Here is a 22686-nt window from a genome sequence, read left to right on the forward strand (position 1 = left end):
CACTTTGAACATTGTTGATCTCTTTTGTGGCTGCGGTGGCCTCTCACTCGGTGCCCACTACGCCGGGTTCAACACCGCTTTGGCGGTCGATGTCGACAACGACCTCCGCTCTGCGTACCGCCGCAATTTCGGCGTCGGAAACGCTGAGAAACTCGATCTCGCCAAAACGAAGGCGGCTACTCTAAAGCGCAAATCAGGGCCTGAGCGCCCTGTTGGTGTGATCGGCGGCCCGCCCTGCCAAGGGTTCAGCGTTATGGGGCGTTCAATTGATGATGATCCCAGAAACAATTTGGCGGTCCGTTTCATTGAACTCACGGCAGCTTTGGGCCCCAAGTTTTTCGTGATGGAGAACGTCCCCGGCATATTGGCACCGCGACATAAATCCACTGTCGATGCCGTGCTTTCATCAATCCCTGACCACTACGAGGTACTCGGGCCAATCAAACTGAACGCGGCGGATTTTGGCGCCGCGACCAGTCGAGAGCGCGTCCTAATTGTTGGCTTCAACCCCAGTGAAATGGATGCCCTTTCAGTGGCCGATTTCGATCGGGTGAAGTTACCCTCCACGTCTGTTCGAGAAGCCATTCACGATCTACCTTCGCCTAGCGCGGGCGTTCGTAAAGACGGCGGATACGACTGGGTCAAGTACACAACTGAACCCAAAAGTGCGTACGCTCGAAAGATGCGCACTCCACCACCGCGAGGCTATTTGCCAGAATACGCGAGGCAGCTGTTCGCCAAGGGTTATGTAACCGGGCTTCAACCGACCGAGCATACCGCCAAGACTATTGAACGCTTCTCGGAAACCCTGCCAGGCAAGCAAGAATCCGTCAGTCGGTATCAACGTCTCAGTTGGGAGGGTATCGCTCCGACACTGCGCGCTGGCACAGGATCAGACAAAGGCTCCTATCAAGCCGCTCGCCCAATACATCCACGCGAGCCGCGTGTGATTTCAATTCGAGAAGCCGCTCGACTTCAAGGCTTTCCTGATTGGTTTCTGTTTCACCCGACCAAGTGGCACAGCCACAGGATGATCGGAAATAGCGTCTCACCGATATTTTCGGAAGCGATTTTTAGTGTGATAGCAAGCAAGTTGGACTCGAAGAACGCGTTGCCGCTGGCAGCCGAGTAAACTACCTTATCCCCCACCTCACAGCGCCTAAACTGCGCCCATGCCTTGATTCAAGAACACTCCTGAGCGCCGTGCGGTTCCAGCGTGGATGGCGATTGCCATACGTCGAACGGGGCATGACACCGTGTCGATGGCGGAGACAGCCGAGGTAACGGTTACGACTTTGCATCGGTGGGCGCGCGAGCAGGTGGCGACCGGCCATCTCTCTACATCGCCCCAAACACTCCGTCATCCCACGGGGATCGCGCAGCGGGCATCCGGGGGACCTCGGCTCGCCGGGTTGATCGCTTAGACGCGCTGGCGGAGGCAGAACGACCGGCGGGGTGGATGGGGTCCCCCGGATCGCGGCTTTGCCGCGACCGGGGGATGACGGTGGGAGATGGGGCGGTGGGTCCTCGCCCAGACAAGGCGAGGTGGCTGGACGCGTCAGCGGCCAGACGGAGTGGGTGATCGGCGGCCAGCGACGGAACGCTCACGCGTTTCGCCCCTTCCGCCCCTTCTGGGCACCTTCCCCATCAAGGGGAAGGACCTCAATTGCTTCTCCCCGACCGGGGAGAAGTGGCCCGCAGGGTCGATGAGGGGCGGCGCGGCAGCGCCAATAAAAAGCCTTCCCATGCGCCGCAGGGCAGCGCGCCCCTCACCCCCTACGCGCTAACGCGCTCCGGGACCTCTCCCCGGTCGGGGAGAGGCAGAAACTAACCCGGAAACAGCATCAGGCCGATCTCGCGCACATCCTTGCCGTCGCGCACCAGGCAGTTCGCGCTCTCCAGGCCCTGGACGTAGCAGGCCATGTCGCGGGCTTCGGCGCGCAGGGCGTTGATGTCGGCGTCGGTGAGGCCTTCGGCGGGGAGGAAGGGGAATTCGGCGTCCTCGCCGGGGATGTGGGTGGTGTTGTCGAGGTCGGTGAAGGCGGCGAGCCAGTAGCCGAGGCGGGTCGGCATGTCGCCGTCGGCGGGCGAGGCGAGGAGCATGACCTCGTCGGTGGGATATTGGCGCTGGAAGCGGATCTCGCCATCACTGGCGACCAGGGTGAGCGTGGCGCGGACGCGGCCATCCTCGCCGCAGATCGTGACCGCTTCGGCGACCAGCCCGCTGTCGGGATCGCCGCCCCAATGGGCCATGGCGACATGGTCGCAATCGTCCGGGGCCGCAGCCGCCGGGCCTTTCTGGGCCAGGGCCGGTGTGGCGAGGGCGGCCAGGGCGGCGAGGCTGGCGACAAGTGTGCGTGTGGTCGATGTCATGAGGGTCCCCTGTCTGTCGGCTCAAGCTAGCGAGGCGAAGATGACTGTACAATGAGCCAAATGGGTGACGGGCGGGGGCGTCTGTTCGCGGCACCCGCCCCCTTCGACCCGGTGCTGCGCACCGGCCCACTTCCCCCGCAAGCGGGGGCAGAAAGGAATCCGCCACTTCCCGACAAAACAGGCGCACCGCGCGGTTTGAGCCATACAGTCCTTGTCAGCCAGCAGGCCGCATCCGGTTTTCCAGCTCAAGGGTGAAACCGCGCAGCGGCGCTTCGCGCCCTTGACCTGGAAAACCGGATGCGGCGAACTCTCGGCAAGGATTGTATGGGTGGGTGAGCGCGGATGCGCCCTTCCGGACGTCGTTTATCCCCGCTGTGCACCAACTTCCTTCTCCCTCGGGAGAAGGTGTCCGGAGGCCGGATGAGGGGGGAAACACCTGCACTCACCGGGATTTACCCCTCACCCTGGCCCTCTCACAAGGGAGAGGGAAAGTGCGCTCTGCCAGAAAATCCAGAAAACTTATCCTCCCCCCTTCACCCAGCGCGATAATGCCCTCGGTTTTCGGGATGGGAGGCACGGGCCCTGTCACTTGTGCCCGGGAACTTGCGGAGCCTGTCCGCGTCTCGGGGATGACATCCCGACACTCCGGCAGGGCGTGCGATCAGGTCCAGGGGCACTAAACGACCGACCCTCAGTACCTGGCGCATTGGAATCGGGGGCGAGAGCGTCCGGGAAATCTCCGCGAGCGGGATGCTTGTCGAAGCCTACCGTTATTCAATCAGCGCTTTATCGGCTCCGGCCGACATCCCGCTCCCTCCCAACTCTCCGGCGCGAAAGCGTGCGGAGCCACAGGCGTGCCCGGCGTCAGCTGGACGCTGCACTCGTCGTCGCCACGGTGCTGCCGGCAATCACCGCGGCCATCATGGCGGCCTGGGCGGCGATGACGGCGGTCAGGGCGGAGAGGCTGCCGGCCGGCGGGGCGGGCCGGTCGGCGACCAGGATCTGCTGCGCCAGACGGGTACGGGCACCGCCGGCACCATTGCACTGGCGCGGCAGGGCTTCGCGGATCTCGGCCAGGGCGGGGATATCGGCAGCGGTCAGGCCTTCGCAGGACCAGGCGACCAGCATCGACTTGTCATGGTCATGACGCAGCTTGCGCTGGGCGCGGACGGCCTCGCGCAGGGCGCCGAAACCGGCGACGACCTGGTGCGGGCTGGTGCCCATCAGGGCGCAAAGACGGGCGCCCTCGTGCTTGTTCCCCTTGAGCACGCGGTCGGCGGCAAAGACCGCCTCGGCCTGGTCGCGACGGGCGACGACCTCGCCGGGTGTCGCGCCTTCGGCGGCATGAGCGGCGGCAAACATGTCAGTGACCGACATGTCGCGGCGATACCAGGGCGGCTTGATCGCTTCCTTGATGGCAAAGAAACGGGCGATCAGCGTGTCGATGTTTTCGCTCGACAGGGACAGGACCAGCGCCGCGCGCGTACCGCCGGCATAGAGCGAGCCGGTGCCGGAGGGTTTGGCGGCGTCCTTCAACGCATTGCGGATGGCGAAATAGCGTTGCGGGTCAATCGACTGGGCCGCCATCATTGCCGCATAGATCCAGCGCAGCGTGCCACTGGGCGCACGCCAGCCACCTGATTCCTCCTTGAGGATGCGGAATATCTCGCGGGTGCGGGTGGTCAGGGCGCGGACATTGAAACCGCCCTCACCGGCCGGAGCGCGCACCAGGGCTGACGCCGCGAACGGACGGGCGCTGCTGTCCGGCTTTGGCCGGGCACGCTCAAGCGCCTCGAACAGGGCGATATAGCGGTTCAGCGCGGTCTCGGTCATGTCACAGCCTCCATTGCAGGCGTTCAGCCTAGCATGAAGGGGCCCATTGGCCGGGCGGGACTGTCTGTGAGACCGTCCCCCATGCCCGCCGCCGACGATGTCCGACCCCGACAATTCAGCGAAATTTCGACTCAAATCCGGGGACCCTGCTTAGACCTCGGGCAAGACATCCCTGTTTTCATGGGGCCTGACAGGTCGCCTTCGTGCGACCGGACGGGAGAGGTCACCTCATGACAGGCAAGGCTCAAGTCGTTGTATTCGCGTCGCAGAAGGGCGGGTCGGGCAAGACGACCGTATCCGCCCACATGGCCGTACAGGCGGAATTGTCCGGCGCCGGCCCGGTCGCCCTGGTTGATACCGATCCGCAAGGCTCGATGGCCAAATGGTGGAATGCCCGGACCAGCAGCGTGCCGGCCTTCGCCCGCATCTCGGTGCCCGATCTGGGTCGCGACATCCAGCTGCTCGAAGAGGCCGGCTACCGCCTGATCATCATCGACACGCCGCCAGCGGTGACCTCGACGATTGCCGAGGTCATCACCCATGCCGATCTGGTTGTCCTGCCGACCCGCCCCAGCCCGCACGATCTGCGCGCCGTCGGTCCGACGGTCGATATCGTGCAGATGCAGGGCAAGCCACTGGTCTTCGTCATCAATTCGGCCACCGCACGGGCCCGGATCACCGGCGAAACCGCGGTCGCCCTGTCACAACACGGCACCGTCGCGCCGGTCACCCTGCATCACCGCGTCGACTTTGCCGCCTCGATGATCGACGGCCGCACGGTCGGCGAGGTGTCCGAGACGAGCCGCTCGGCAGTCGAGGTCGCCAATCTGTGGGCCTATCTGGATGACCGGTTGATGCGGATGCGGTCGGATGGATCGCGCGATCTGCTGGACCGCCCGCCGCGCTCGACCTTCGAGGCCGATATTCTCTCACCGGCAACGGCCGGCATGTCCGGCCAGGAGGTTGATGAGGATGAGGAGGCGCTGGAAAACCAGCCCGGCTATGCCCTCGCCGGCAGCGCGCCGCCACCGGCCGCCCCGTCAGCGAACTCCAACTGGGATGGGGTTGAACGACGCCAGGCTGATGCCGGTCCGCCGCCGGGCAAGGCCGACCGCCGCCGCGTCCCCCACCAGCCCTTCGGTCGCCGTTTCACGGCCTGAACCCCAGCAAGAGGACACCGCCATGAGCGCCAGATATGCGAGCCTTCACGCCGGTCTCCTGGCCCGCAAGGGCGAGGCCTCCCCGGCCCTGCCTTCGCCGGCGGGACCGGTCTCCTATACCGACCAGCCGCAACGGCGCGACGCCGACCTGCCCCGGGCAGACACACCCATGATTGCCCGCAAGACCGGGCCGGACTGTCAACCGGCACGCGTGAACACGGGTCCCGAAAAGCCGGGCCAACCGGCAGTGGACACACCCGCTCCCGCCTCGCCGCTGGGCGGGTGTTGCAGCGGGGCGGCGCCCCCCAATTCGCCGCCCCCGCTGCCCGGTCCTGATGCCCCACTGACCCATCGCGCCAGCGTGCGGCTGACGGCCGAGCAAAAGCGCCGGCTGGGCACGGTCTCGGTACAGATGAACTGGTCACAACAGCGCATTCTCGCCCTCGCCCTGGATGAATGGCTGGACCGGCTGTGCACGTCGGAGATGAAGGATTGTGCCTGCCTGAAAGCGCGCAAGGCAGGCTGACCCCTTGCCGGGCCGGGGCCGGGGCGCTATCGCCCTTGCCTCAGGAGGCCCGGCCATGAATGTACACGACCATAATCGCGACGCCTGGAACGCCGAGAGCGACAGCGGGACCAGTGAATGGTGCCAGCCGGTCGATGCAGCCACCATCGCCGCCGCGCGAGCCGGCGACTGGTCGGTCATCCTGACACCGAACAAGTCTGTGCCCCGCGCCTGGTTCGGCAGTATTTCGGGAGCACGGGTCCTGTGTCTCGCCAGTGCCGGCGGCCAGCAGGCGCCCATTCTGGCCGCCGCCGGAGCCGAGGTGACCAGCGTTGACCTGTCCCCGGCCCAGCTCGCCAAGGATGCCGAAGTGGCGGCCCGAGAGCAGTTGTCCCTGACGACGATCGAAGCCGACATGACCGACTTCGCCGGCGCGGTGGACAGCGGCTATGACCTGATCTTCCACGCGACCTCCAATGTTTTCGCCAGCCGGCTCGCCCCGGTCTGGCGCGATTGCGCCGCGGTCCTGAAGCCGGGTGGCCGTCTTTTGTCCGGCTTCATGAACCCGGATTTCTTCCTGTTCGACCATGACGAGGTGGACGCCGGTGGCCCATTGACCGTCCGGCACAAACTCCCCTTCCAAGCAGCCCGTGACCTGCCGGCCGATTTGCGCGAGGCCCGCATCAAGAACAGGGAAGCGCTGGAGTATTCGCACAGCATGCAGGACCAGATTGGCGGTCAGATCGATGCGGGATTTGTCATTGAAGGGTTCTATGAGGACCGGTGGTCGCCCGAAGCGACCCGACTTGACCCCTTCATGCCAACCAGCTTCGCAACGCTGGCGCGGAAGGCCTGCTAGCTACCCGAATATGCATTTCCGCTCTGAGCGCGATTGGCCCGCAATTGGTCAAATCGCCTTATTGTCGGCATGATTGTCGCCATAACCGCCCCTTCTGCAATTTCAAGGAGAGCGCGTGGCCCAGGCCTATTCCATGGAAGGCTTTGAAATCCGTATCGACGGCAATGTGCTGGAGATGCGGACGGAGGGTATGCGCACGTCCGAAATGGCCACCGATCCAGGGCGGTCATTCCAGTCCTTCTTGAACAATACGGATGTGCGCGGCATCCTGTTTGACGTTCGCGGCGCCCATTACAAGTTCACCGACATAGAGTGGGATGAACGCGCCCGACTGCTGGGGCGCCTGTGCCACCATGTCCCGACAGCGATCATCAGCCGCCCGGACCAGTCCGCACAAATCGCCCGTATCGTCGAGCAGATCGAAATACGGGGCGGCATGGCGCTGGCCTGTCGCTCGCGTCGATCGGCCCGTGACTGGATCGACACACTCACTGAAACCAACCCGACCGGCTGACCACAACGGGGGCAAGGGTCCCCATGCAGGCGACCGGCTTGGCTCAGTGCATGGCGCCGCCTGCCTCTCCGGCAATCCGCTCGGCGAGCAGCGCCAGGATCAAGGTCAAACGCTGCGCCGGGCCACGCGCTTCCAGCAAGGCCTGTCGGTCATCGGATGGAAACGGCGCCGACATCGACAGCTGATCAACGAGTGTCGCCAACGGGGTCGCCCGCACGCTGTCCCAGTCGGCGGTCAGGTCCTCGGCCTTGAACCAGGCCTGCAGCAACTGCAAGAGCCGATCATGATCGCCCTCAATTGCGGCGCGGGGCAGACGGTCATCGCGATATAGCGAGTAATCCACCGTGGCGACCCGGTAGGGCGTCTGTCGTTCCACTTCGCGGACCAAGCGGAAGCGGCTGATGCCAACCAGGCTGATCAGATAGCGGCCATCACCCGTTTCCTGCCATTGCTTGAGACGCCCGACGCTCCCGGTTCCCGCCAGCACCGGTTGTTGCAGATCCGTGCCGGAACGCGACTGGATAATGCCGAGATGACCTGAACCACGCCGGACATCGTCAAGCATGTTGAGATAGCGTGGCTCGAACACGTTCAGGGGCAGTATCTCGCCGGGCAGCAGGATCACACCCTGCAACGGGAACAGGGGCAGGTCTTCAGGCGGGTCGATTGGATGGCTCATGTCTTGGAAATAGGGCAGCACCGCCCCTACGCCAAGGCCGGAGCGGGTCGGATATGCGGTGTTCCGCTATCCGACCCGCCCCCTCATGCCTGACCGGTCAGCCCTGTGGGCTCATGCCCATCATGTCGGCCTTGCCCACAGGCGCACCGAGTTGCCTGAGGATATTGTAGACTGTCGAGGCGTGGAAAAGCGCATTCGTCAGAATGAAATTCTGGAGATAGGCCTGACGCGGCAGGGTCATTTCGCGACCCCGGCCGGCCGGAAACGTGATGTCCGCATGCGGATCGGCATCGATGGCCGCCGAGTCCAGGGCCCAGACAACCTCCCGGGCCTTCGCGATACGGGCCCGCAAATCCGCGAAACTCGTCTCATCATCGCTCAACGAAACAGGCTCGACACCCGCGAGGCGGGACATGCCCCGCACTGTGAAGTCAGACACCAACTGAACCTGACGGGCGAGAGCGAACATGTCGGGTGCGAGGCGCCAGTTCAGCCAGACGCTATCCTCCACATCCTTGCTGCGGGCAAAGGCCTCGCCCTTGGTCAGGATGATATCGAGGGCGCGGTAGACCTGGTCCAGCTGTGCGCGGGCCACGGATGTCAGGGTCAGGCTCATTTTGGTGTCTCCCCATTGATTGGTGTGGCTCAAATGGGGTGTCCCGCGAACAAGCACAAGACATTGCCGGCCCGCCCGAACAGCCAGGTCCGGATACAAGCCGACCGGGATCCGCTCGGCGGCATCCCGGTCACGCTCGCTTGATTGTCACGGCCAGGCCGCGACCCAGTTTCACCGGTCAGGCGTCCTGTCCCCAGCGGCAAAGCAATTCACCTTGCTGGCTCCAGGTCGAGAGCCGGGCATTGAAGTCCGTCTCCATGTCCAGGGTAATGTCGGACAGGATGACGGCGCCCTCACCGCGGGCATCGATATCGCCGCCCTGGTAGATGTCGAACGAGCCGCCACCTGTGCGCTGGGTGATGATCATGTCCCAGCTCGCGCCGGCATCGGGCGCGCTCCACGCTGTCACCACAAGACCATCGACCGTTTCGGTCAGGTCAATCCCGCAAGCCGGACCGGACCCGAGCTGGGCCAACCGTGCTTCGGATGGGGCTTCGTCCACCTCTACGGCGAACCAGATGCTGGCGAGTGCCGCCAGAGAACTCAAGGAAATCAGTTTAATACCCATGTCAGCCTCCTTGGCTGGGGGCGGCCCGGTCGACGCAGCGGCTAGGCGCCGCTGCGTCAGGCGGGGTCGTCCTAGTGGTCGCCCTGGATAACCAGGGTCACATTGCCGGAACCGGTCTGGCGGACATTGGCGTTATTGCCATTGCCGACCTGGATCACACCAGCGGCGTTGTTGTTGCCGTATTGATCGGTCACCGCGGTGTTGTTGCGGCCCATCTGGGACACGCCCACGATATTGCGACGGCCGGTCTGGATGTTGCGCGTGTAGTTGTTGTAGCCCTGCTGACCGACCACGGCGTCATTATTGCGGCCGTACTGGTCGACATGGGCTTCGTTGTAGCGACCGTTCTGGCCGACCGTGGTGCCGTTACGGGCGCCGTCCTGGATGACGGTGACATACTGGCGCTCACCACGCTGGTTGATCACCATGCTCTGGCGGTGGCCCGTCTGGCGACCGGCAATATCGTTCTGATAGCCCTGCTGGGCGACCGAAACGCGATTGCGCGATTGAGCTTCAGCTGCACCGACCGTGCCGAGGATGGAAACTGCCGCGAGGGCGCTGGCAATGAGAAAGCGGGTCTTCATTTGACTACTCCAATTTTGCTGGCCGACGCCCGATGCATCGAAGCCTGTCACCTGTTTTAAAGAGACCGTGATGAGCGAATGCTGAGGGAGATATTCATAGTCAGAATAGGTAGATGAACGTTTCGGCCGTTCTTGTTCATGTTGCCGATTTCAAACAGAAAAAGGCCCGCCACTGCATGCAGGGCGGGCCAGTCGGGGGTCAAAGAGATCAGTCGGGGCAGTCAGGTCAGTTATAGGTGCACTGAGCCGGTCGCGCGGCCCGGAGACGGGCGCATTGCGCCGCGGTCAGACGCATGGAGGCCGACGGGTTGGCGGCGCGGGCAGCATTCGCCTCGGCGTTTCGCGCTTGCGCCTGTTCGGCTGGCGTGGGTCCGCTGACAGCGACACGGTTCCGGTTTTGCCGGACAGTCGGCCGGCTGAAAGTGAGCAGGCTCATTGGCATGATATCGACCTGCTGCGTCGAACAGGTCAGACGGCCTGCCTGGTCATAGACGGCCAGCGAGCCCACCAGCATGGCATCCTGGCCAAGCTCGGCATCACGCAATTCATCCATGCCGCGATAGCCGCCGGGCACGACATAGCCGAGTACGAAATTGCTGCGGGCCAGCGGCGTGTCGCGAGCACCATTGCTGTTGAAACGGCCGCTGAGGCTCAAATTGAGGTCGCTGGTCGGGATCGCCTGGTAGAGGCGGAACACGTATGAACCGTTCAGCTGGACATCCGCTTTGGGGATGGCGATGCCGGAGGAATTGGACAGATAGACCTGGATACCGCAATCGCGGCCCGGTTGAAGATCAATCCCGTTCGGACCCAGCGCTTGGGCAGAAGCGGGCAAGGCGGTCGTCAGGGCGGCGCCCAGGGCGAATATACTGGCAAAAGCTTTGAGGCGGGTCATGTGCGGCTCCCTTCCGGATGAATTTCCGTTGTGGAGCAGACATTAGCGCGGCGCGGATGAGGCTTGGCTGAGCGGACGGTTCAGACGCTGTTCATGCGCAAGACGCGGGTCAGCGGGCCATTGCTGCGCGCGCAGCCTGTCCGTCTTCGGCTGTCTGCGGCAGGAGAATTGCCGCCTCGACCGTATTGCCGACACCCAGATAGGTGACCTGAGCAAATCCCATGGACTTGGCCAGCTTGATGCCCTTGCCGCGATACCCGGCGCGGGACGGATCCGCCATCTCGGCGGTCTCCGCATCAATACCCTCGCCGTCATCCTGGATGATAAAGGACAGGATCCGGCCGCCACGCTGAAAGCGCAGGCTGACCCGGCGATTCTCGAACTCCGGTTCGGACATGCGCTTGGCGAGCTTGCGGTCCCAATTGCCTTCGGCCAGGCCCTTGGCTTTCTCGGTCGCGTCAAAGCCCAGATTGCCATGCTCGATCGCATTGGCGAGCAGCACATAAAGACCAACGGCCGTCGCACACGGCCGCGGTGTTGCCCGTCCCAGAAGAATGGCGACATCGCTGGCCTGCTGGCGTGTCTGGATCGAGAACTCGCCCGCCTCGAGCGACTGGGTTGCGCCCAGGCCGATGGCGGCATCATCCGGGATCGCCAATTCATGCGCTCGAAAGGCCCGCAGACCGTCAATCGCATTGGCGACCGTGCCGGCATCGGCATCATGATCGAGGAAAATATCGGCTCCGGAACGGCGCGTGCCCGCCGTCACCAGCAAGGAGCGCTGGCGGGGCGCGGCATTGGTGCGCGCTTCGGCAATGCGGGCCGCATGGGCGTCATCCGCCACGATCATCGCAACCGGACCTTCCTGGTCCATGGTCGGGCCCAGGTAAACTGTCATGCCCAAACCCTTGGCCAGGGCCCGCGACAACACGCGCGTACGGTTGCTGTCGGCCATGCAAAGCCAAAGTCGGTCAGGGGTGTTGCCGGATTGGGCGATCGCCATGCGGTCTCCACGGGGACTTGAAAAGCACTCGGTCAGAACACGCACACTAGAAACAACACATTAACAATGAATTTGGTGCCGCCAAGTCCGATGCACCGGCAAGACTGCTGCCACAAGGCTGTCAGGAGGGTTGGCTTAGAACATTCGGCGAACGGGCCGCACAGGGCGGTCTGCCTTGCGGAGCTCCGCCATGTATACGCTCTATTTCCATCCCTACTCCCAGCATTCGCGCCGGGTCGTCGCTTTGCTGGATGCCTGTCGCCTGCCTTATGAACCACGCCTTGTGGCGCTGGAAAACGGCGAGCACATGTCTGACGCCTATCTCGCGGTCAATCCGAACCACCAGGTCCCGACCCTGGTTGATGGTGATCTCGTCCTGCATGAGTCGACCGCCATCCTGCGCTATCTGTGCAATCGCCACCGGCTGGACGACTGGTACCCAACCGGTTTGGGTCGCCGAGCGATGGTCGATCAGTGGACCGATTGGGGGCAGTCACGCATGGCCCCGGCGGTCTTCGACATTGTTTTCAACTCGGTGTTCGCCGCCCCGGACGCCCGCGACCTGGACGCTGTCAAGCTTGGCAAGACTGTGATGACCGAGCTGGTACCGCTCATGGAAACCGCGCTTGGCGAAGCCAACTGGATCGCCGCGACGCCCGGTCCGAGCATTGCTGACCTGGTGCTGGGTTCGAATATCACCCAGCTCGGTCTCGCCGGGTGGCGCCCGGCCGGCGGCCGCATCAAGGCCTGGTATGCCCGCTTGTGCGAGGTGAAGGCGTTCGCCGACACCCTGCCGGTTGAACTGGAAGCGGTTTAAGCGGAAAGGCCGGACCGGAGAGCCGGAGACACACTGCCTACGCGTCGCGCTCGCGCACAATGCCTGCAGCGCGTTCGCGGCGCGTGGCGAAACGGTAGAAGATGTGCGTACCGATACGACGCGTGCGCACCAGATTGGAGTTCCAGTACGGATCCACCGCAACGGTGTGGTAGTGCGTGGCGCGGCGGGTGACGTCGCGGCCAAAACCCATATAGGCATGCTGGGCAACCAGCTGCGAGCGACGCCAGGACCGGCCCCGCGCTTCGCGCACCATCGAGCCGTCACAGGTGAAGGTGAACTGGCAACCGGTCGTGCGCTCAGACCCCTCGAACACGACACCGCAGATCGTGTTGGGATAGTGGCGGCTATCAACCCGGTTCATGATCACCTGGGCAACGGCCAGCTGACCGACGAAACCCTCACTGCGGGCTTCATAATAGATCGCCTGGGCCAGGCAATCGACCTGAGCGCTGATGCCAGCCGCGTTTTCAAAGTGCGAGCTGTCGAAGGTGCGCAGATCATCCAGCGGACGGGCCGTCAGCACGGCGCCGACCTCGCTGTCGGCCTCCAGCATGAGGGAGGCAATTCGCAGCTGTTCCGGCGCCTGCCAGGCCGCATCGACATCGCCGGCGTGCAGATAGCGCGTGGCCATGGCCTGCCAGACAAGTGTCTCGTCCTGTTGCCGGGCCCGGTCGGAAGCGGAGTTCAGGAGCAGGACGGTAAGCGCGCACAGCACCAGGGTCGCCAGCATATGCAATGCTGTCGCTACCTGCTTTTGCTGGCTGCGTGCCGCGTCGAGGTCCATTCGGTCTCCGTATTTCCTGTTCAGCGTCAAATTCGGCCTTTCACGAATCATGCCGCCCAGCGACCTGACAATCATGACGCGCCGGACCTGAATCCTTCGTGAAACGAGCGCGCCTCTCTATGGGAGGGCAAGATAACGGTCAAGACACCCGCTTGGTTACAAATAAGAAAATACTCGCCCCTGCCGAGAGGGGCGAGTTTTTCACACGTGATTCCAATCAGATGCTACTGGCGACGCAAGCGGGCCTGGGCTGCTGCCAGACGCGCAATCGGCACGCGGTATGGCGAACAGGACACATAATCGAGCCCGGTTTCCTCGCAGAAATCGATCGAAGACGGGTCACCACCATGCTCGCCGCAGATGCCCAATTTGAGATTCGGACGAGTCGAACGGCCGCGTTCCGCCGCGATTCGCACCAGATCGCCGACGCCATCGCGGTCCAGTGTGACGAAAGGATCCTTCTCGAAGATCCCTGCCTCGATGTACTCGCTGAGGAATTTGCCGGCATCGTCGCGCGACAGTCCGAACGTGGTCTGGGTGAGGTCATTGGTGCCGAAGGAGAAGAATTCGGCATCCTCGGCGATCAGGCCGGCCATCAGCGCCGCACGCGGCAGTTCGATCATGGTGCCGATCAGGTATTTCGGCTCGCCACCGCTTTCCTCGGCCACCGCCTTTGCAACACCCGCGACACGCGCCTTGAGGATGGCCAGCTCGGCCGGTGCTGCGACCAGCGGGATCATGACTTCAGCGAGCGGCTGGAAGCCGGTTTCCTTTTCGACCGCCACCTGGGCCTCGAAAATGGCCCGCGCCTGCATCTCGTAGATTTCCGGATAGGTGATGCCCAGACGGCAACCGCGATGACCGAGCATCGGATTGCTCTCGGCCAGGTCCCGCGCCCGCGCCATCAACTGATCGGCCGGCAGACCGGTCGCCTTGGCAACGTCGGCGACGTCTTCCTCGGTGTGCGGCAGGAATTCGTGCAACGGCGGATCCAGCAGGCGGATCGTGCAGGGACGCTCGCCCATGATGCGGAAGATCTGGGCGAAGTCATCGCGCTGCATCGGCAAGATCTTGTCCAGCGCCGTGACGCGGCCGTCCTGGTCATTCGACAGGATCATCTCGCGTACGGCGGCGATCCGGTCGGCATCAAAGAACATGTGCTCGGTCCGGCAAAGACCGATGCCCTCGGCGCCGAACTCGACGGCCGTCTCGCAATCGGCGGGCGTTTCGGCATTGGTGCGGATCTTCATCCGGCGGGCCTTGTCGGCCCACACCATCAGCTTGCCGAAATCACCGGTCAGCTCCGGCTTGATCATCTTGGCTTCGCCCATCAGGACCTGGCCCGACGCGCCGTCAATCGTCACCATCTCGCCATGCTTGACGATGCGACGACCGACCGCGAACTGCTTGGCGGCATAGTCGATCTTGATCTGGCCGGCCCCGGACACGCACGGGCGCCCCATGCCCCGCGCCACCACGGCGGCGTGCGAGGTCATGCCACCGCGTGCGGTGATGATGCCTTCGGCGGCATGCATGCCGTGAATGTCTTCCGGCGAGGTCTCGATGCGGACCAGGATGACCTTATGGCCAGTCTTGGCCAGCTCTTCGGCCTCGTCACTGTCGAACACGACCGTGCCCGAGGCGGCGCCCGGCGACGCCGGCAGACCGGAGGTCAGCACATCGCGCTCGGCCTTGGGATCCAGGGTCGGGTGGAGCAGCTGGTCCAGCTGGGCCGGATCGACGCGCATCACCGCCTCATCGGTCGAGATCAGGCCTTCCGACGCCATGTCGACGGCAATCTTCAGCGCTGCCTTGGCGGTGCGCTTGCCATTGCGGGTCTGCAGCATCCACAGCCGGCCGCGTTCGACCGTGAACTCGATGTCCTGCATGTCGGTATAATGGCGTTCCAGCTTGTCGAAGACAGCGGCCAGTTCGGCATAGCTCTCCGGCATGGCCATTTCCATCGACGGGTTTTCATCACCCATCTTCTCGCGCATTGCCTCGGTCAGGCATTGCGGCGTGCGGATGCCGGCGACCACGTCCTCGCCCTGGGCGTTGACCAGGTATTCGCCGTAATAGCCCGTATCACCGGTCGACGGGTCACGGGTAAAGGCCACACCGGTGGCCGAGGTCTCGCCCATGTTTCCGAACACCATGGCCTGGACATTGACCGCCGTACCCCAGCTGGCCGGAATGTCGTGCAGGCGGCGATAGGTCTTGGCGCGATCGGTCATCCAGGAGCCGAACACGGCCCCGATGGCGCCCCACAGCTGCTCGCGCGGATCGGCCGGGAAATCACGGCCCAGCTCGCGCGCCGCGGCGGCCTTGTACTCGGCAACGATACTGACCCAGTCATCGGCGCTCAGCTCGGTGTCGAGGGAGTAGTCATTATCGTCCTTGAAGCCGTCGAGGATGTCCTCGAACACGCTGTGATCAACACCCAGAACCACGTCCGAATACATCTGGATGAAGCGACGATAACTGTCATAGGCAAAGCGGCGATCACCGGACAGCTTGGCCAGACCTTCTGCCGTCTCGTCATTGAGACCCAGATTGAGCACCGTATCCATCATGCCGGGCATGGAGGCGCGGGCGCCCGAGCGGACCGAGACCAGCAACGGGTTGGACGGGTCACCAAAGGCCTTGCCGACGGCCCCTTCAAGCTTGGCGAGCGCCGCTTCGACCTGGCCATTCAGCGTGTCAGGATAGGCCTGATCATTGTCGTAGAAAGCCGTGCAGACCTGGGTGGTCAAAGTGAAGCCCGGCGGGACCGGCAGGCCCAGCTTGGCCATCTCGGCGAGGTTGGCCCCCTTGCCGCCCAGCAGCTCGCGCATGCCGGCTTCACCTTCACTGTCGCCGCCGCCAAAGGCGTAAACCCACTTGGTATCTGCAGTCATGGAAAGGGCCCCTAGCCTGAAATCTTGTCGAAATCGGCGACGGCGCGAATGGCCGTGCGAATGGCGGACAATAAGAGAAGACGGTTACGGCGCAACGCAGCGTCGTCCGTGTTAACGGTCACTTGCTCGAAAAAAGCATCAATTGGTGCACGAAGTTGCGACAATGCCCGCATTGCAGCAGCAAAGTCCTCATCTGCGAGCGCTTTTTCCGCCGCCGGTCCCGCCGTGTTCAGCGCCGCGATGAGATCGCGCTCGGCTGATTCTGGCGCGCCAGCGAGATAGCCCGCATCCGCCTCACCGGTCAGATCACCCTCTGACTTGGCGAGAATGTTCGACGCCCGCTTATTCCCCGCCAGCAGCGCCGCGCCATCCTCGGTGTCGAGGAAGGCCTGCAGCGCCCGCGCCTTGTGGGTTACCCGGACGAGGTCGTCATCGCCGAGTGCGAAGACAGCGTCGATGACATCGTGACGGGTGCCCTCATCGCGGAGATGGACTTTGAGGCGGTCGGCGAAGAAGGAGAGGAGATCGGCGCCTAAACGCGAGGTTTCACGCGTGCGCGCCCCCGGGGCTGAATAATTCTCAAGCCCCAACTCCAACGCACCAATAGTTACATCTTCAATCGGGACCCAACGCGCCGCATACTTCGCGCCCAAAACTAGACCCATTTCGCGACTGACCTCCAACGCGTCTCGGATATCCCGCAAAGCCAGAACTCGCACATGCTCCAAAATTTGTTCAAGAAGCGGAACACGCGTTCCAGCCTCTAACAAAATCCGGATCACCCCCAGTGCCGCCCGCCTCAGCGCAAACGGGTCCTTCGACCCCGTTGGCTTTTCATCGATCGCCCAGAAGCCGACCAGCGTATCCAGCTTGTCGGCCAGCGCCACAGCGGCCGACACCGGCGCGGTCGGCACTTCGTCGGACGGCCCCTGCGGCTTGTAGTGATCCTTGATTGCGTCCGCGACAGCGGCGTCTTCGCGCTGGTCGAGGGCATAATAGCGGCCCATCGCGCCTTGCAGTTCAGGGAATTCATAGACCATCTCGGAAACGAGATCGGCCTTCGCTAACTCCGCTGCGCGACGGGCGAGCTTCTTGTCCGCTCCGACCACATCAGCCAACTCTTCAGCAAGGGCAGCGACGCGCTCGACCTTGTCGGCCACCGTGCCCAGCTTCTCGTGGAAGGTCACTTTCGACAGCTGTGCGGCCATGTCCGAGAGCGGCGTCTTGCGGTCATTGTCCCAGAAATGGCGGGCGTCCGAGAGGCGGGCCGAGAGGACGCGGGCATTGCCGGCGGCGATCGCGACACCGCCATCGGGCGCGACCTGGTTGGCAATGGTGACGAATTTGGAGACCAGCTCACCGGTCTTCGGATCACGCACCGCGAAATATTTCTGGTGCGTCTTCATCGTCAGCGTGATGACTTCCGGAGGCAGGTCCAAAAAGTCCGGATCCATCTCGCCCAGCACCGGCACCGGCCATTCCACCAGGCCGGCGACCTCGGTCAGAAGACCGGCATCTTCGACCAGCTCAAACCCGGCATCGACACAGACCTTGCGGGCACCATTCAGGATCAGCGACTCGCGCGCGGCGCGGTCCAGCAGGACATGCCCCTCGCCTTCCAGGACCGTCGCATATTCCAGGAAATTCGACACCGTGAACGGCCCGCGGCCCATGCGGCGATGACCTTCGGTAACATTGGAGGCCGTGATGCCGAACACCTCGACCGGCACGACATTGCCGTCAAACACGCACAGGAGACGCTGGATCGGACGGACCCAGCGCTGGGCCTTCTCGCCCTCGCCGAACTTCATCGATTTGGGCCAGGGGAAGGCCTTCATCATGTCGGGGATGGACTCGGCAATCACCTCGGCGCTGGCCCGGCCCGGCTTTTCGATCCGGGCGACCCAGAATTCGCCCTTCTTGTCCGCGCGCTTTTCGCACTGGTCGAGCGAGGCCACGCCGGCCCCGCGCAAAAAGCCTTCCACGGCCTTGTCCGGCGCACCGACGCGCGGGCCCTTGCGCTCTTCGCTGACATCGGCGGTCTTCACCGGCAGGCCGTCAATCACCAGGCCAAGACGACGCGCACCGGCAAAGGTCCGCAGCGAGGTCCACGCCAGACCCGCCGCCTTGAGCCTGTCGCCCAGCAGTTTTTCCAGGTCGGCCTCGGCGCGCGGTTGCATGCGGGCCGGGATTTCCTCGCAGAAGATTTCAAACAGGAGTTCAGACATCGTGTCGGGCTTTCCGCTCAGGAGGCGTATTCTTGGTCGGCATAACGCTGCATCAGCGCGAAATAACCGTCATCGGGCGGACCTTCATAGATCAGCGCGTCACTTTCAAAGATCATCCAGTCCTGGGCCGATTTGACCCAGATATGACCGACCGGTTTCAACTGGGCGCGGTCATCCAGCGTACCTGCCTTCAAGGACAGGGCTGGCTTGCCGACCGTGTCATTGGCGATCCTTGTACCGCACTCACCGCAGAAATGGCCCTGCTTCTTCGACTTGCTGTCGGTCGGGATGGCGAATGAGGCCGGCTCGCCCTTGGTGAATTTGAACCCGTCCCGCGGCACCAGCATGGACATGCCGAAGGCCGAGGAGGATTGCTGCTGGCAGGTCGTGCAATGGCAGCAATACAGCGCCATCGGGTTTTCCGTGATCTCGAAGCGAACAGCGCCGCACTGGCAGCCACCGCGAAGGGGGAGTTTCATTGTGGCCTCCTCCAAACATCACAATCGACGTCGGACATCATTTGGCGCGCGACGCCCCTCTGTCCGGAGGGGGCCCAACCGATCCGCCACACTCGACCATCCACGCAAAGCTCGCCCTCGCGACCGTCGAAGTGCACGCCAGTCTGGGCATCGGGGCCGTAGATGGCATCCGCGGGAGTCGACGCCGCGATCACGGGCCGCAGGCTGGCCGCGAGTGCCGCTCTGGCGTCGACCGGAAATTCAATAATATACGCGATCGGAATGCCGTCAGGATCGACCTGCAACACCCAGGCCGTCGCGCCGCCAGGCAGGAACCTTGGGATGTCAGCATCAGCAACGACTTCGCTGCTGGCTGCCAAACTCACGAGGCTTGCGAGAAGAACGAGGTTCATGGTGCGCCTCCTGCCAGCCCCGGCATCCCATTGTCATCCCGGACGGATGCCCGGCCCTGAGCCGGGCGAAGATCCGGGACCCAGATCCCCGGTGTGCGGCGCGCTGTCACGGACGGCAGAGCTGGGCGCTTTTGAGACTGATGCGTATAGGTCCCGGCTCTGCGCCCCGCATACGCGGGGCATTCGGCCGGGATGACAAGGGATTGGATCGGCGAAATCACTCAGCCGCCTCCGCCAGCGCGCGCTCGGACTTCACCCAGGCATCCGCGCAGCCCTTGGCGAGTTCTCGCACGCGGGCGATCCAGCTGGCGCGTTCGGCGACGGAGATGGCGCCGCGGGCGTCGACCAGGTTGAAGAGGTGGGAGGCCTTGAGACAGAAATCATAGGCCGGCAGAGGCAATGGCTTGTCGAGATTGAGCAGCGCCATGCACTGGTTTTCCGCGCCCTTGAACCATTCGATCAGCATGTCGACATCGGCATGCTCGAAATTGAATTCCGAATACTGCTTCTCGGCTTCCAGGAAAACGTCGCCATACGTCATGCCGGCCCCGTTGAAGTCGAGATCATAGACATTCTCGACGCCCTGGACATACATCGCCAGGCGTTCGAGCCCGTAGGTCAGCTCACCGGAGACCAGCTCGACATCCTGTCCGCCGACCTGCTGGAAATAGGTGAACTGGCTGACTTCCATGCCGTCACACCAGACTTCCCAGCCCAGGCCCCAGGCGCCGACGGTCGGGTTCTCCCAGTCGTCCTCGACGAAGCGGACATCATGCAGGTCGCGATCAATGCCGATGGCGTCGAGCGAACCCAGATAGAGGTCCTGCAAATCGGTCGGGCACGGCTTCAGCAGCACCTGGAACTGGTAATAATGCTGCAGCCGGTTGGGGTTCTCGCCATAGCGGCCATCGCCGGGGCGACGCGAGGGCTGGACATAGGCCGCCTTCCAGGGACGCGGGCCGAGCGAGCGCAGCGTGGTCGCCGGGTGCAGGGTTCCGGCACCGACCTCGACATCATAGGGCTGCAGGATGGCGCAGCCCTTGCTCGCCCAATAGCTCTGCAGACGGAGGATCAGCTCCTGGAAGGAGGGCGCTTTTTCGGCCGTCATGGCATTAATTCCCGCTGGAAAAATCGAGATCAAGAAATCGCGCGGACACTAGGCAAGCCGGCCCGTGTAATCAAGCACGCGAGTCCTCGTCTTTGTGCGACGCAGCATCGCGCTCGGGTGGTTCAAAGCGGGCCTCGACAGCGCGTCGGGCCGCCTCGGCGGCATTGTCCCGCTTCCGGCGACCGCGACTGGCAAAGGCCAGCCACAGGATGACAGCGAGCAGGACGAGGAGAAGGGTCAGTGTCATGGCGTCATCTCCAGAACCGCCTTGCCGCGCAGGATGGCGTGCGCCTCGGCCGAATGGCTCTCACCATCATGAAGGATCAAGGGGGCCAGCAGGACAAGCGGCGACTTGCCGCCGATCGTCGCCCGCACGATGACCCGCTTGGCCGGTTCGCCGGCACGCGGATGGATCGGCTTGATCACCACCGAGCCGAAGGACCGTTCGAGCGCGGTGAGTATGTCGGCCAGGCGGTCGGCGCGATGGATCAGGGTCAGCTTGCCCTTGGCCTTGAGCGCCCGGGCGGCACAGCGCACCCAGTCGGCAAAGGGCACATCGCCGGTCAGCCAGGCGGCGCGCTTTTCGTCCTTCGGGGGGCGCAGGGCGGCGGGGTCGTCGAAGAAGGGCGGATTGAAGAAGACCTGGTCGACCTTCAATGAGGTGCCCAGCTGGGTGATGTCGGAATTTTGCACCCGCACCCGCGCGCCCATGCCGTTGGCTGCCGCATTCTCGCCGGCCAGCGCCGCCGCCTCGGGGTCCCGCTCGACACCGACAAAGCTCGCTCCGGTGAGACGCCAGGCGGCACACAGCAGTGCTGCACCGGCACCGCAGCCGAATTCCGCCAGCATCTCGCCCTCACTGGCATCCAGCGCCGCCGCGAGCAGGCCGGCATCCATGCCGGCACGATAGCCGTCCCGGCCCTGACGCAGGACGACCCGGCCATCGAGCAGCCGGTCGAGCGTCGTGCTCATGCCTCGTCCTCGCGCAACTCGGCCAGCAATTCCCCGGCCCGCCAGGCATCCTCATCGATCACCATGATGCGGGCGCGGATCATCGGCAGTCCGCCGCCATACATGGATGACATGCCCTGATCGAGCACGATCGGCTCGATATCGGCATCGCGCAGAAGCGACTGGGCATAGGAAAGTTTGACCGGATCATTGGTCCGCAGGACTTCTTTCACGTGGGCACGCCTCCGCTTCGATTGGTCTTGATCGGCCTGGACGGAACTTCCCGCCGGACCTGTGCTGTTTCGTCACCGCCCCTTGCGCTTGCCGGGCGGTCGCTCGATTTCTATTGTCGGAACCAATCGGGCCTGCATCAAGAGGACAGCTGGCGTGGACAGCATGGTGAGTGTCAAATCGGCAACGGTCGCGAACAGCGCCGACAGGCCGAATGCGGCCGAAGCGCTCGCAAGACTGGCCCATGACGACATGCGCCGGGTCGACGCCCTCATTCTTGAACGGCTGGACAGCCATGTCGAGCTGATCCCTGAACTGGCCCGCTATCTGATCGAGGCCGGCGGCAAGCGCGTCCGGCCAATGATCACGGTCGCCGCTGCCAACATGATCGGCCATTCCGACATTGCGCCGCTGAAGCTGGCTGCCGCCGTCGAGTTCATCCACACCGCGACCCTGCTGCATGACGACGTCGTCGACGAGAGCGGCATGCGGCGCGGCAAGGCCGCCGCCAATCTGGTCTGGGGCAATGCCTCGTCGGTTCTGGTCGGCGACTTCCTGTTCGCCCGCTCCTTTTCCCTGATGGTCGAAGCCGGGTCGATGCGAGCGCTCGGCGTGCTCTCCGATGCGGCCTCGACGATTGCCGAGGGCGAGGTGCGCCAGCTCTCCGCGGTCAAGGATGTCGGTGTATCGGTCGAGACCTATATGCAGATCATCGACGCCAAGACCGCCGCCCTGTTTGCCGCCGCGGCCCAGGTGTCGGGCATTGTCGCCGACCGTCCGGCAAATGAGGAAACGGCGCTGGAAACCTATGGCCGCGAACTGGGCCTGGCCTTCCAGCTGGTCGACGACGCGCTCGACTATAGCGGCGCCTCGGCCAAGCTGGGCAAGTCGACCGGCGATGATTTCCGCGAAGGCAAGGTGACCCTGCCGGTCGCGCTCGCCATTGCGGCGGCCTCGACAGAGGAAACAGCCTTCTGGGACCGTGTCATTGCCAGGGGCGAACAGGTCGAAGGCGATTTCGAGCGGGCGATCAGCCTGGTCAATACGCATGGCGCTCTGGCCGCGACGGTCACGCAAGCCCGCAATCATGCCCGCCGTGCGCGCGAGGCGCTGGCCATCTTCCCCGCCAACAAATGGCGGACCGCACTGGAAGACCTCGCCGACTTCGTCGCCGACCGCGCCTACTGAT

General features: G+C 63.8%; 23 protein-coding genes and 1 pseudogene. 7 read left to right on the forward strand and 17 right to left on the reverse strand.

Annotated elements, in window-relative coordinates; all coding sequences use genetic code 11:
• Positions 1 to 4: 4 nt before the first annotated feature.
• A complete protein-coding gene (locus tag MMAR10_RS11225) occupies positions 5 to 1132 on the forward strand; it encodes a DNA cytosine methyltransferase (protein WP_011644100.1) in 1128 nt (375 codons plus the stop codon).
• 695 nt (positions 1133 to 1827) lie between these two features.
• On the opposite strand, the gene MMAR10_RS11230 is transcribed toward MMAR10_RS11225, so the two are convergent.
• The gene (locus MMAR10_RS11230) at positions 1828 to 2373 is read right to left on the reverse strand and encodes a hypothetical protein (protein WP_011644101.1); all 546 of its coding nucleotides are present in this window, start codon (positions 2371 to 2373) and stop codon (positions 1828 to 1830) included.
• Between the two features lie 864 nt (positions 2374 to 3237).
• Positions 3238 to 4206 carry a hypothetical protein gene (locus MMAR10_RS11235; protein ID WP_011644102.1) on the reverse strand — a complete coding sequence of 323 codons (969 nt, stop codon included), beginning with the start codon at positions 4204 to 4206 and terminating at the stop codon, positions 3238 to 3240.
• Positions 4207 to 4436: 230 nt separating this feature from the next.
• On the opposite strand from MMAR10_RS11235, the pseudogene MMAR10_RS11240 reads away from it, so the two are divergent.
• The 4 genes and pseudogenes from MMAR10_RS11240 to MMAR10_RS11255 all read left to right on the forward strand — a co-directional run.
• A pseudogene (locus tag MMAR10_RS11240) lies at positions 4437 to 5060 on the forward strand (AAA family ATPase); the annotation flags it as partial.
• Positions 5061 to 5388: 328 nt separating this feature from the next.
• Positions 5389 to 5892 (forward strand): hypothetical protein, encoded by a 504-nt coding sequence (locus tag MMAR10_RS11245; protein ID WP_041636952.1) that lies wholly within the window; start codon positions 5389 to 5391, stop codon positions 5890 to 5892.
• 55 nt (positions 5893 to 5947) lie between these two features.
• Positions 5948 to 6730: a class I SAM-dependent methyltransferase gene (locus MMAR10_RS11250; RefSeq protein WP_011644104.1), complete on the forward strand. Its 783-nt coding sequence runs from the start codon at positions 5948 to 5950 to the stop codon at positions 6728 to 6730.
• A gap of 115 nt (positions 6731 to 6845) precedes the next feature.
• The gene (locus MMAR10_RS11255) at positions 6846 to 7244 is read left to right on the forward strand and encodes a hypothetical protein (RefSeq protein ID WP_011644105.1); all 399 of its coding nucleotides are present in this window, start codon (positions 6846 to 6848) and stop codon (positions 7242 to 7244) included.
• 43 nt (positions 7245 to 7287) lie between these two features.
• Here MMAR10_RS11255 and MMAR10_RS11260 read toward each other — a convergent pair whose 3' ends face one another.
• From MMAR10_RS11260 to MMAR10_RS16360, 6 genes are all read right to left on the reverse strand, one after another.
• Positions 7288 to 7923 carry an LON peptidase substrate-binding domain-containing protein gene (locus tag MMAR10_RS11260; RefSeq protein ID WP_041637628.1) on the reverse strand — a complete coding sequence of 212 codons (636 nt, stop codon included), beginning with the start codon at positions 7921 to 7923 and terminating at the stop codon, positions 7288 to 7290.
• A 97-nt stretch (positions 7924 to 8020) separates the two neighbouring features.
• Entirely contained in the window at positions 8021 to 8539 is a 519-nt protein-coding gene (locus tag MMAR10_RS11265; protein ID WP_011644107.1) for a DUF1993 domain-containing protein, read from the reverse strand.
• A 178-nt stretch (positions 8540 to 8717) separates the two neighbouring features.
• Positions 8718 to 9107, reverse strand: coding sequence for a curli-like amyloid fiber formation chaperone CsgH (gene csgH, locus MMAR10_RS11270; RefSeq protein ID WP_011644108.1), 390 nt, complete (start codon positions 9105 to 9107; stop codon positions 8718 to 8720).
• Positions 9108 to 9178: 71 nt separating this feature from the next.
• Positions 9179 to 9691 carry a curlin-associated protein gene (locus MMAR10_RS11275; RefSeq protein ID WP_011644109.1) on the reverse strand — a complete coding sequence of 171 codons (513 nt, stop codon included), beginning with the start codon at positions 9689 to 9691 and terminating at the stop codon, positions 9179 to 9181.
• A 226-nt stretch (positions 9692 to 9917) separates the two neighbouring features.
• The gene (locus MMAR10_RS11280; RefSeq protein ID WP_011644110.1) at positions 9918 to 10586 is read right to left on the reverse strand and encodes a hypothetical protein; all 669 of its coding nucleotides are present in this window, start codon (positions 10584 to 10586) and stop codon (positions 9918 to 9920) included.
• A gap of 109 nt (positions 10587 to 10695) precedes the next feature.
• On the reverse strand, positions 10696 to 11589 hold the full coding sequence (locus MMAR10_RS16360) for a hypothetical protein (RefSeq protein WP_011644111.1): 894 nt from the start codon (positions 11587 to 11589) through the stop codon (positions 10696 to 10698).
• 190 nt (positions 11590 to 11779) lie between these two features.
• Between MMAR10_RS16360 and MMAR10_RS16365 the strand changes: the two genes are divergently transcribed.
• Entirely contained in the window at positions 11780 to 12406 is a 627-nt protein-coding gene (locus MMAR10_RS16365) for a glutathione S-transferase family protein (RefSeq protein WP_011644112.1), read from the forward strand.
• A gap of 37 nt (positions 12407 to 12443) precedes the next feature.
• Here the strand turns inward: MMAR10_RS16365 and MMAR10_RS11295 are convergent, their stop codons facing one another.
• The 9 genes from MMAR10_RS11295 to MMAR10_RS11330 form a co-directional block, all read right to left on the reverse strand.
• The gene (locus MMAR10_RS11295) at positions 12444 to 13211 is read right to left on the reverse strand and encodes a cell wall hydrolase (protein WP_011644113.1); all 768 of its coding nucleotides are present in this window, start codon (positions 13209 to 13211) and stop codon (positions 12444 to 12446) included.
• 224 nt (positions 13212 to 13435) lie between these two features.
• Positions 13436 to 16108: a pyruvate, phosphate dikinase gene (ppdK, locus tag MMAR10_RS11300; protein WP_011644114.1), complete on the reverse strand. Its 2673-nt coding sequence runs from the start codon at positions 16106 to 16108 to the stop codon at positions 13436 to 13438.
• An 11-nt stretch (positions 16109 to 16119) separates the two neighbouring features.
• On the reverse strand, positions 16120 to 18336 hold the full coding sequence (gene glyS / locus MMAR10_RS11305) for a glycine--tRNA ligase subunit beta (protein WP_011644115.1): 2217 nt from the start codon (positions 18334 to 18336) through the stop codon (positions 16120 to 16122).
• Between the two features lie 17 nt (positions 18337 to 18353).
• Positions 18354 to 18815 carry a GFA family protein gene (locus tag MMAR10_RS11310; RefSeq protein ID WP_011644116.1) on the reverse strand — a complete coding sequence of 154 codons (462 nt, stop codon included), beginning with the start codon at positions 18813 to 18815 and terminating at the stop codon, positions 18354 to 18356.
• Positions 18812 to 19207 carry a hypothetical protein gene (locus MMAR10_RS11315; RefSeq protein ID WP_011644117.1) on the reverse strand — a complete coding sequence of 132 codons (396 nt, stop codon included), beginning with the start codon at positions 19205 to 19207 and terminating at the stop codon, positions 18812 to 18814. Before MMAR10_RS11315 ends, MMAR10_RS11310 begins: the two co-directional genes overlap by 4 nt.
• Positions 19208 to 19424: 217 nt before the next feature.
• A complete protein-coding gene (locus tag MMAR10_RS11320; protein WP_011644118.1) occupies positions 19425 to 20315 on the reverse strand; it encodes a glycine--tRNA ligase subunit alpha in 891 nt (296 codons plus the stop codon).
• Positions 20316 to 20385: 70 nt separating this feature from the next.
• Positions 20386 to 20562: a hypothetical protein gene (locus tag MMAR10_RS17075; protein ID WP_190273918.1), complete on the reverse strand. Its 177-nt coding sequence runs from the start codon at positions 20560 to 20562 to the stop codon at positions 20386 to 20388.
• Positions 20559 to 21287: a tRNA1(Val) (adenine(37)-N6)-methyltransferase gene (locus tag MMAR10_RS11325; RefSeq protein WP_011644119.1), complete on the reverse strand. Its 729-nt coding sequence runs from the start codon at positions 21285 to 21287 to the stop codon at positions 20559 to 20561. The genes MMAR10_RS17075 and MMAR10_RS11325 overlap by 4 nt, the downstream gene beginning before the upstream one ends.
• Positions 21284 to 21499, reverse strand: a complete 216-nt coding sequence (locus tag MMAR10_RS11330) for a DUF2007 domain-containing protein (protein WP_011644120.1) — start codon at positions 21497 to 21499, stop codon at positions 21284 to 21286. The genes MMAR10_RS11325 and MMAR10_RS11330 overlap by 4 nt, the downstream gene beginning before the upstream one ends.
• A gap of 163 nt (positions 21500 to 21662) precedes the next feature.
• On the opposite strand from MMAR10_RS11330, the gene MMAR10_RS11335 reads away from it, so the two are divergent.
• The gene (locus MMAR10_RS11335; protein WP_011644121.1) at positions 21663 to 22685 is read left to right on the forward strand and encodes a polyprenyl synthetase family protein; all 1023 of its coding nucleotides are present in this window, start codon (positions 21663 to 21665) and stop codon (positions 22683 to 22685) included.
• The last annotated feature ends 1 nt before the right edge of the window (position 22686 follow it).

The sequence above is a fragment of the Maricaulis maris MCS10 genome (genome assembly GCF_000014745.1).
In the GTDB taxonomy this organism is placed as follows: domain Bacteria; phylum Pseudomonadota; class Alphaproteobacteria; order Caulobacterales; family Maricaulaceae; genus Maricaulis; species Maricaulis maris_A.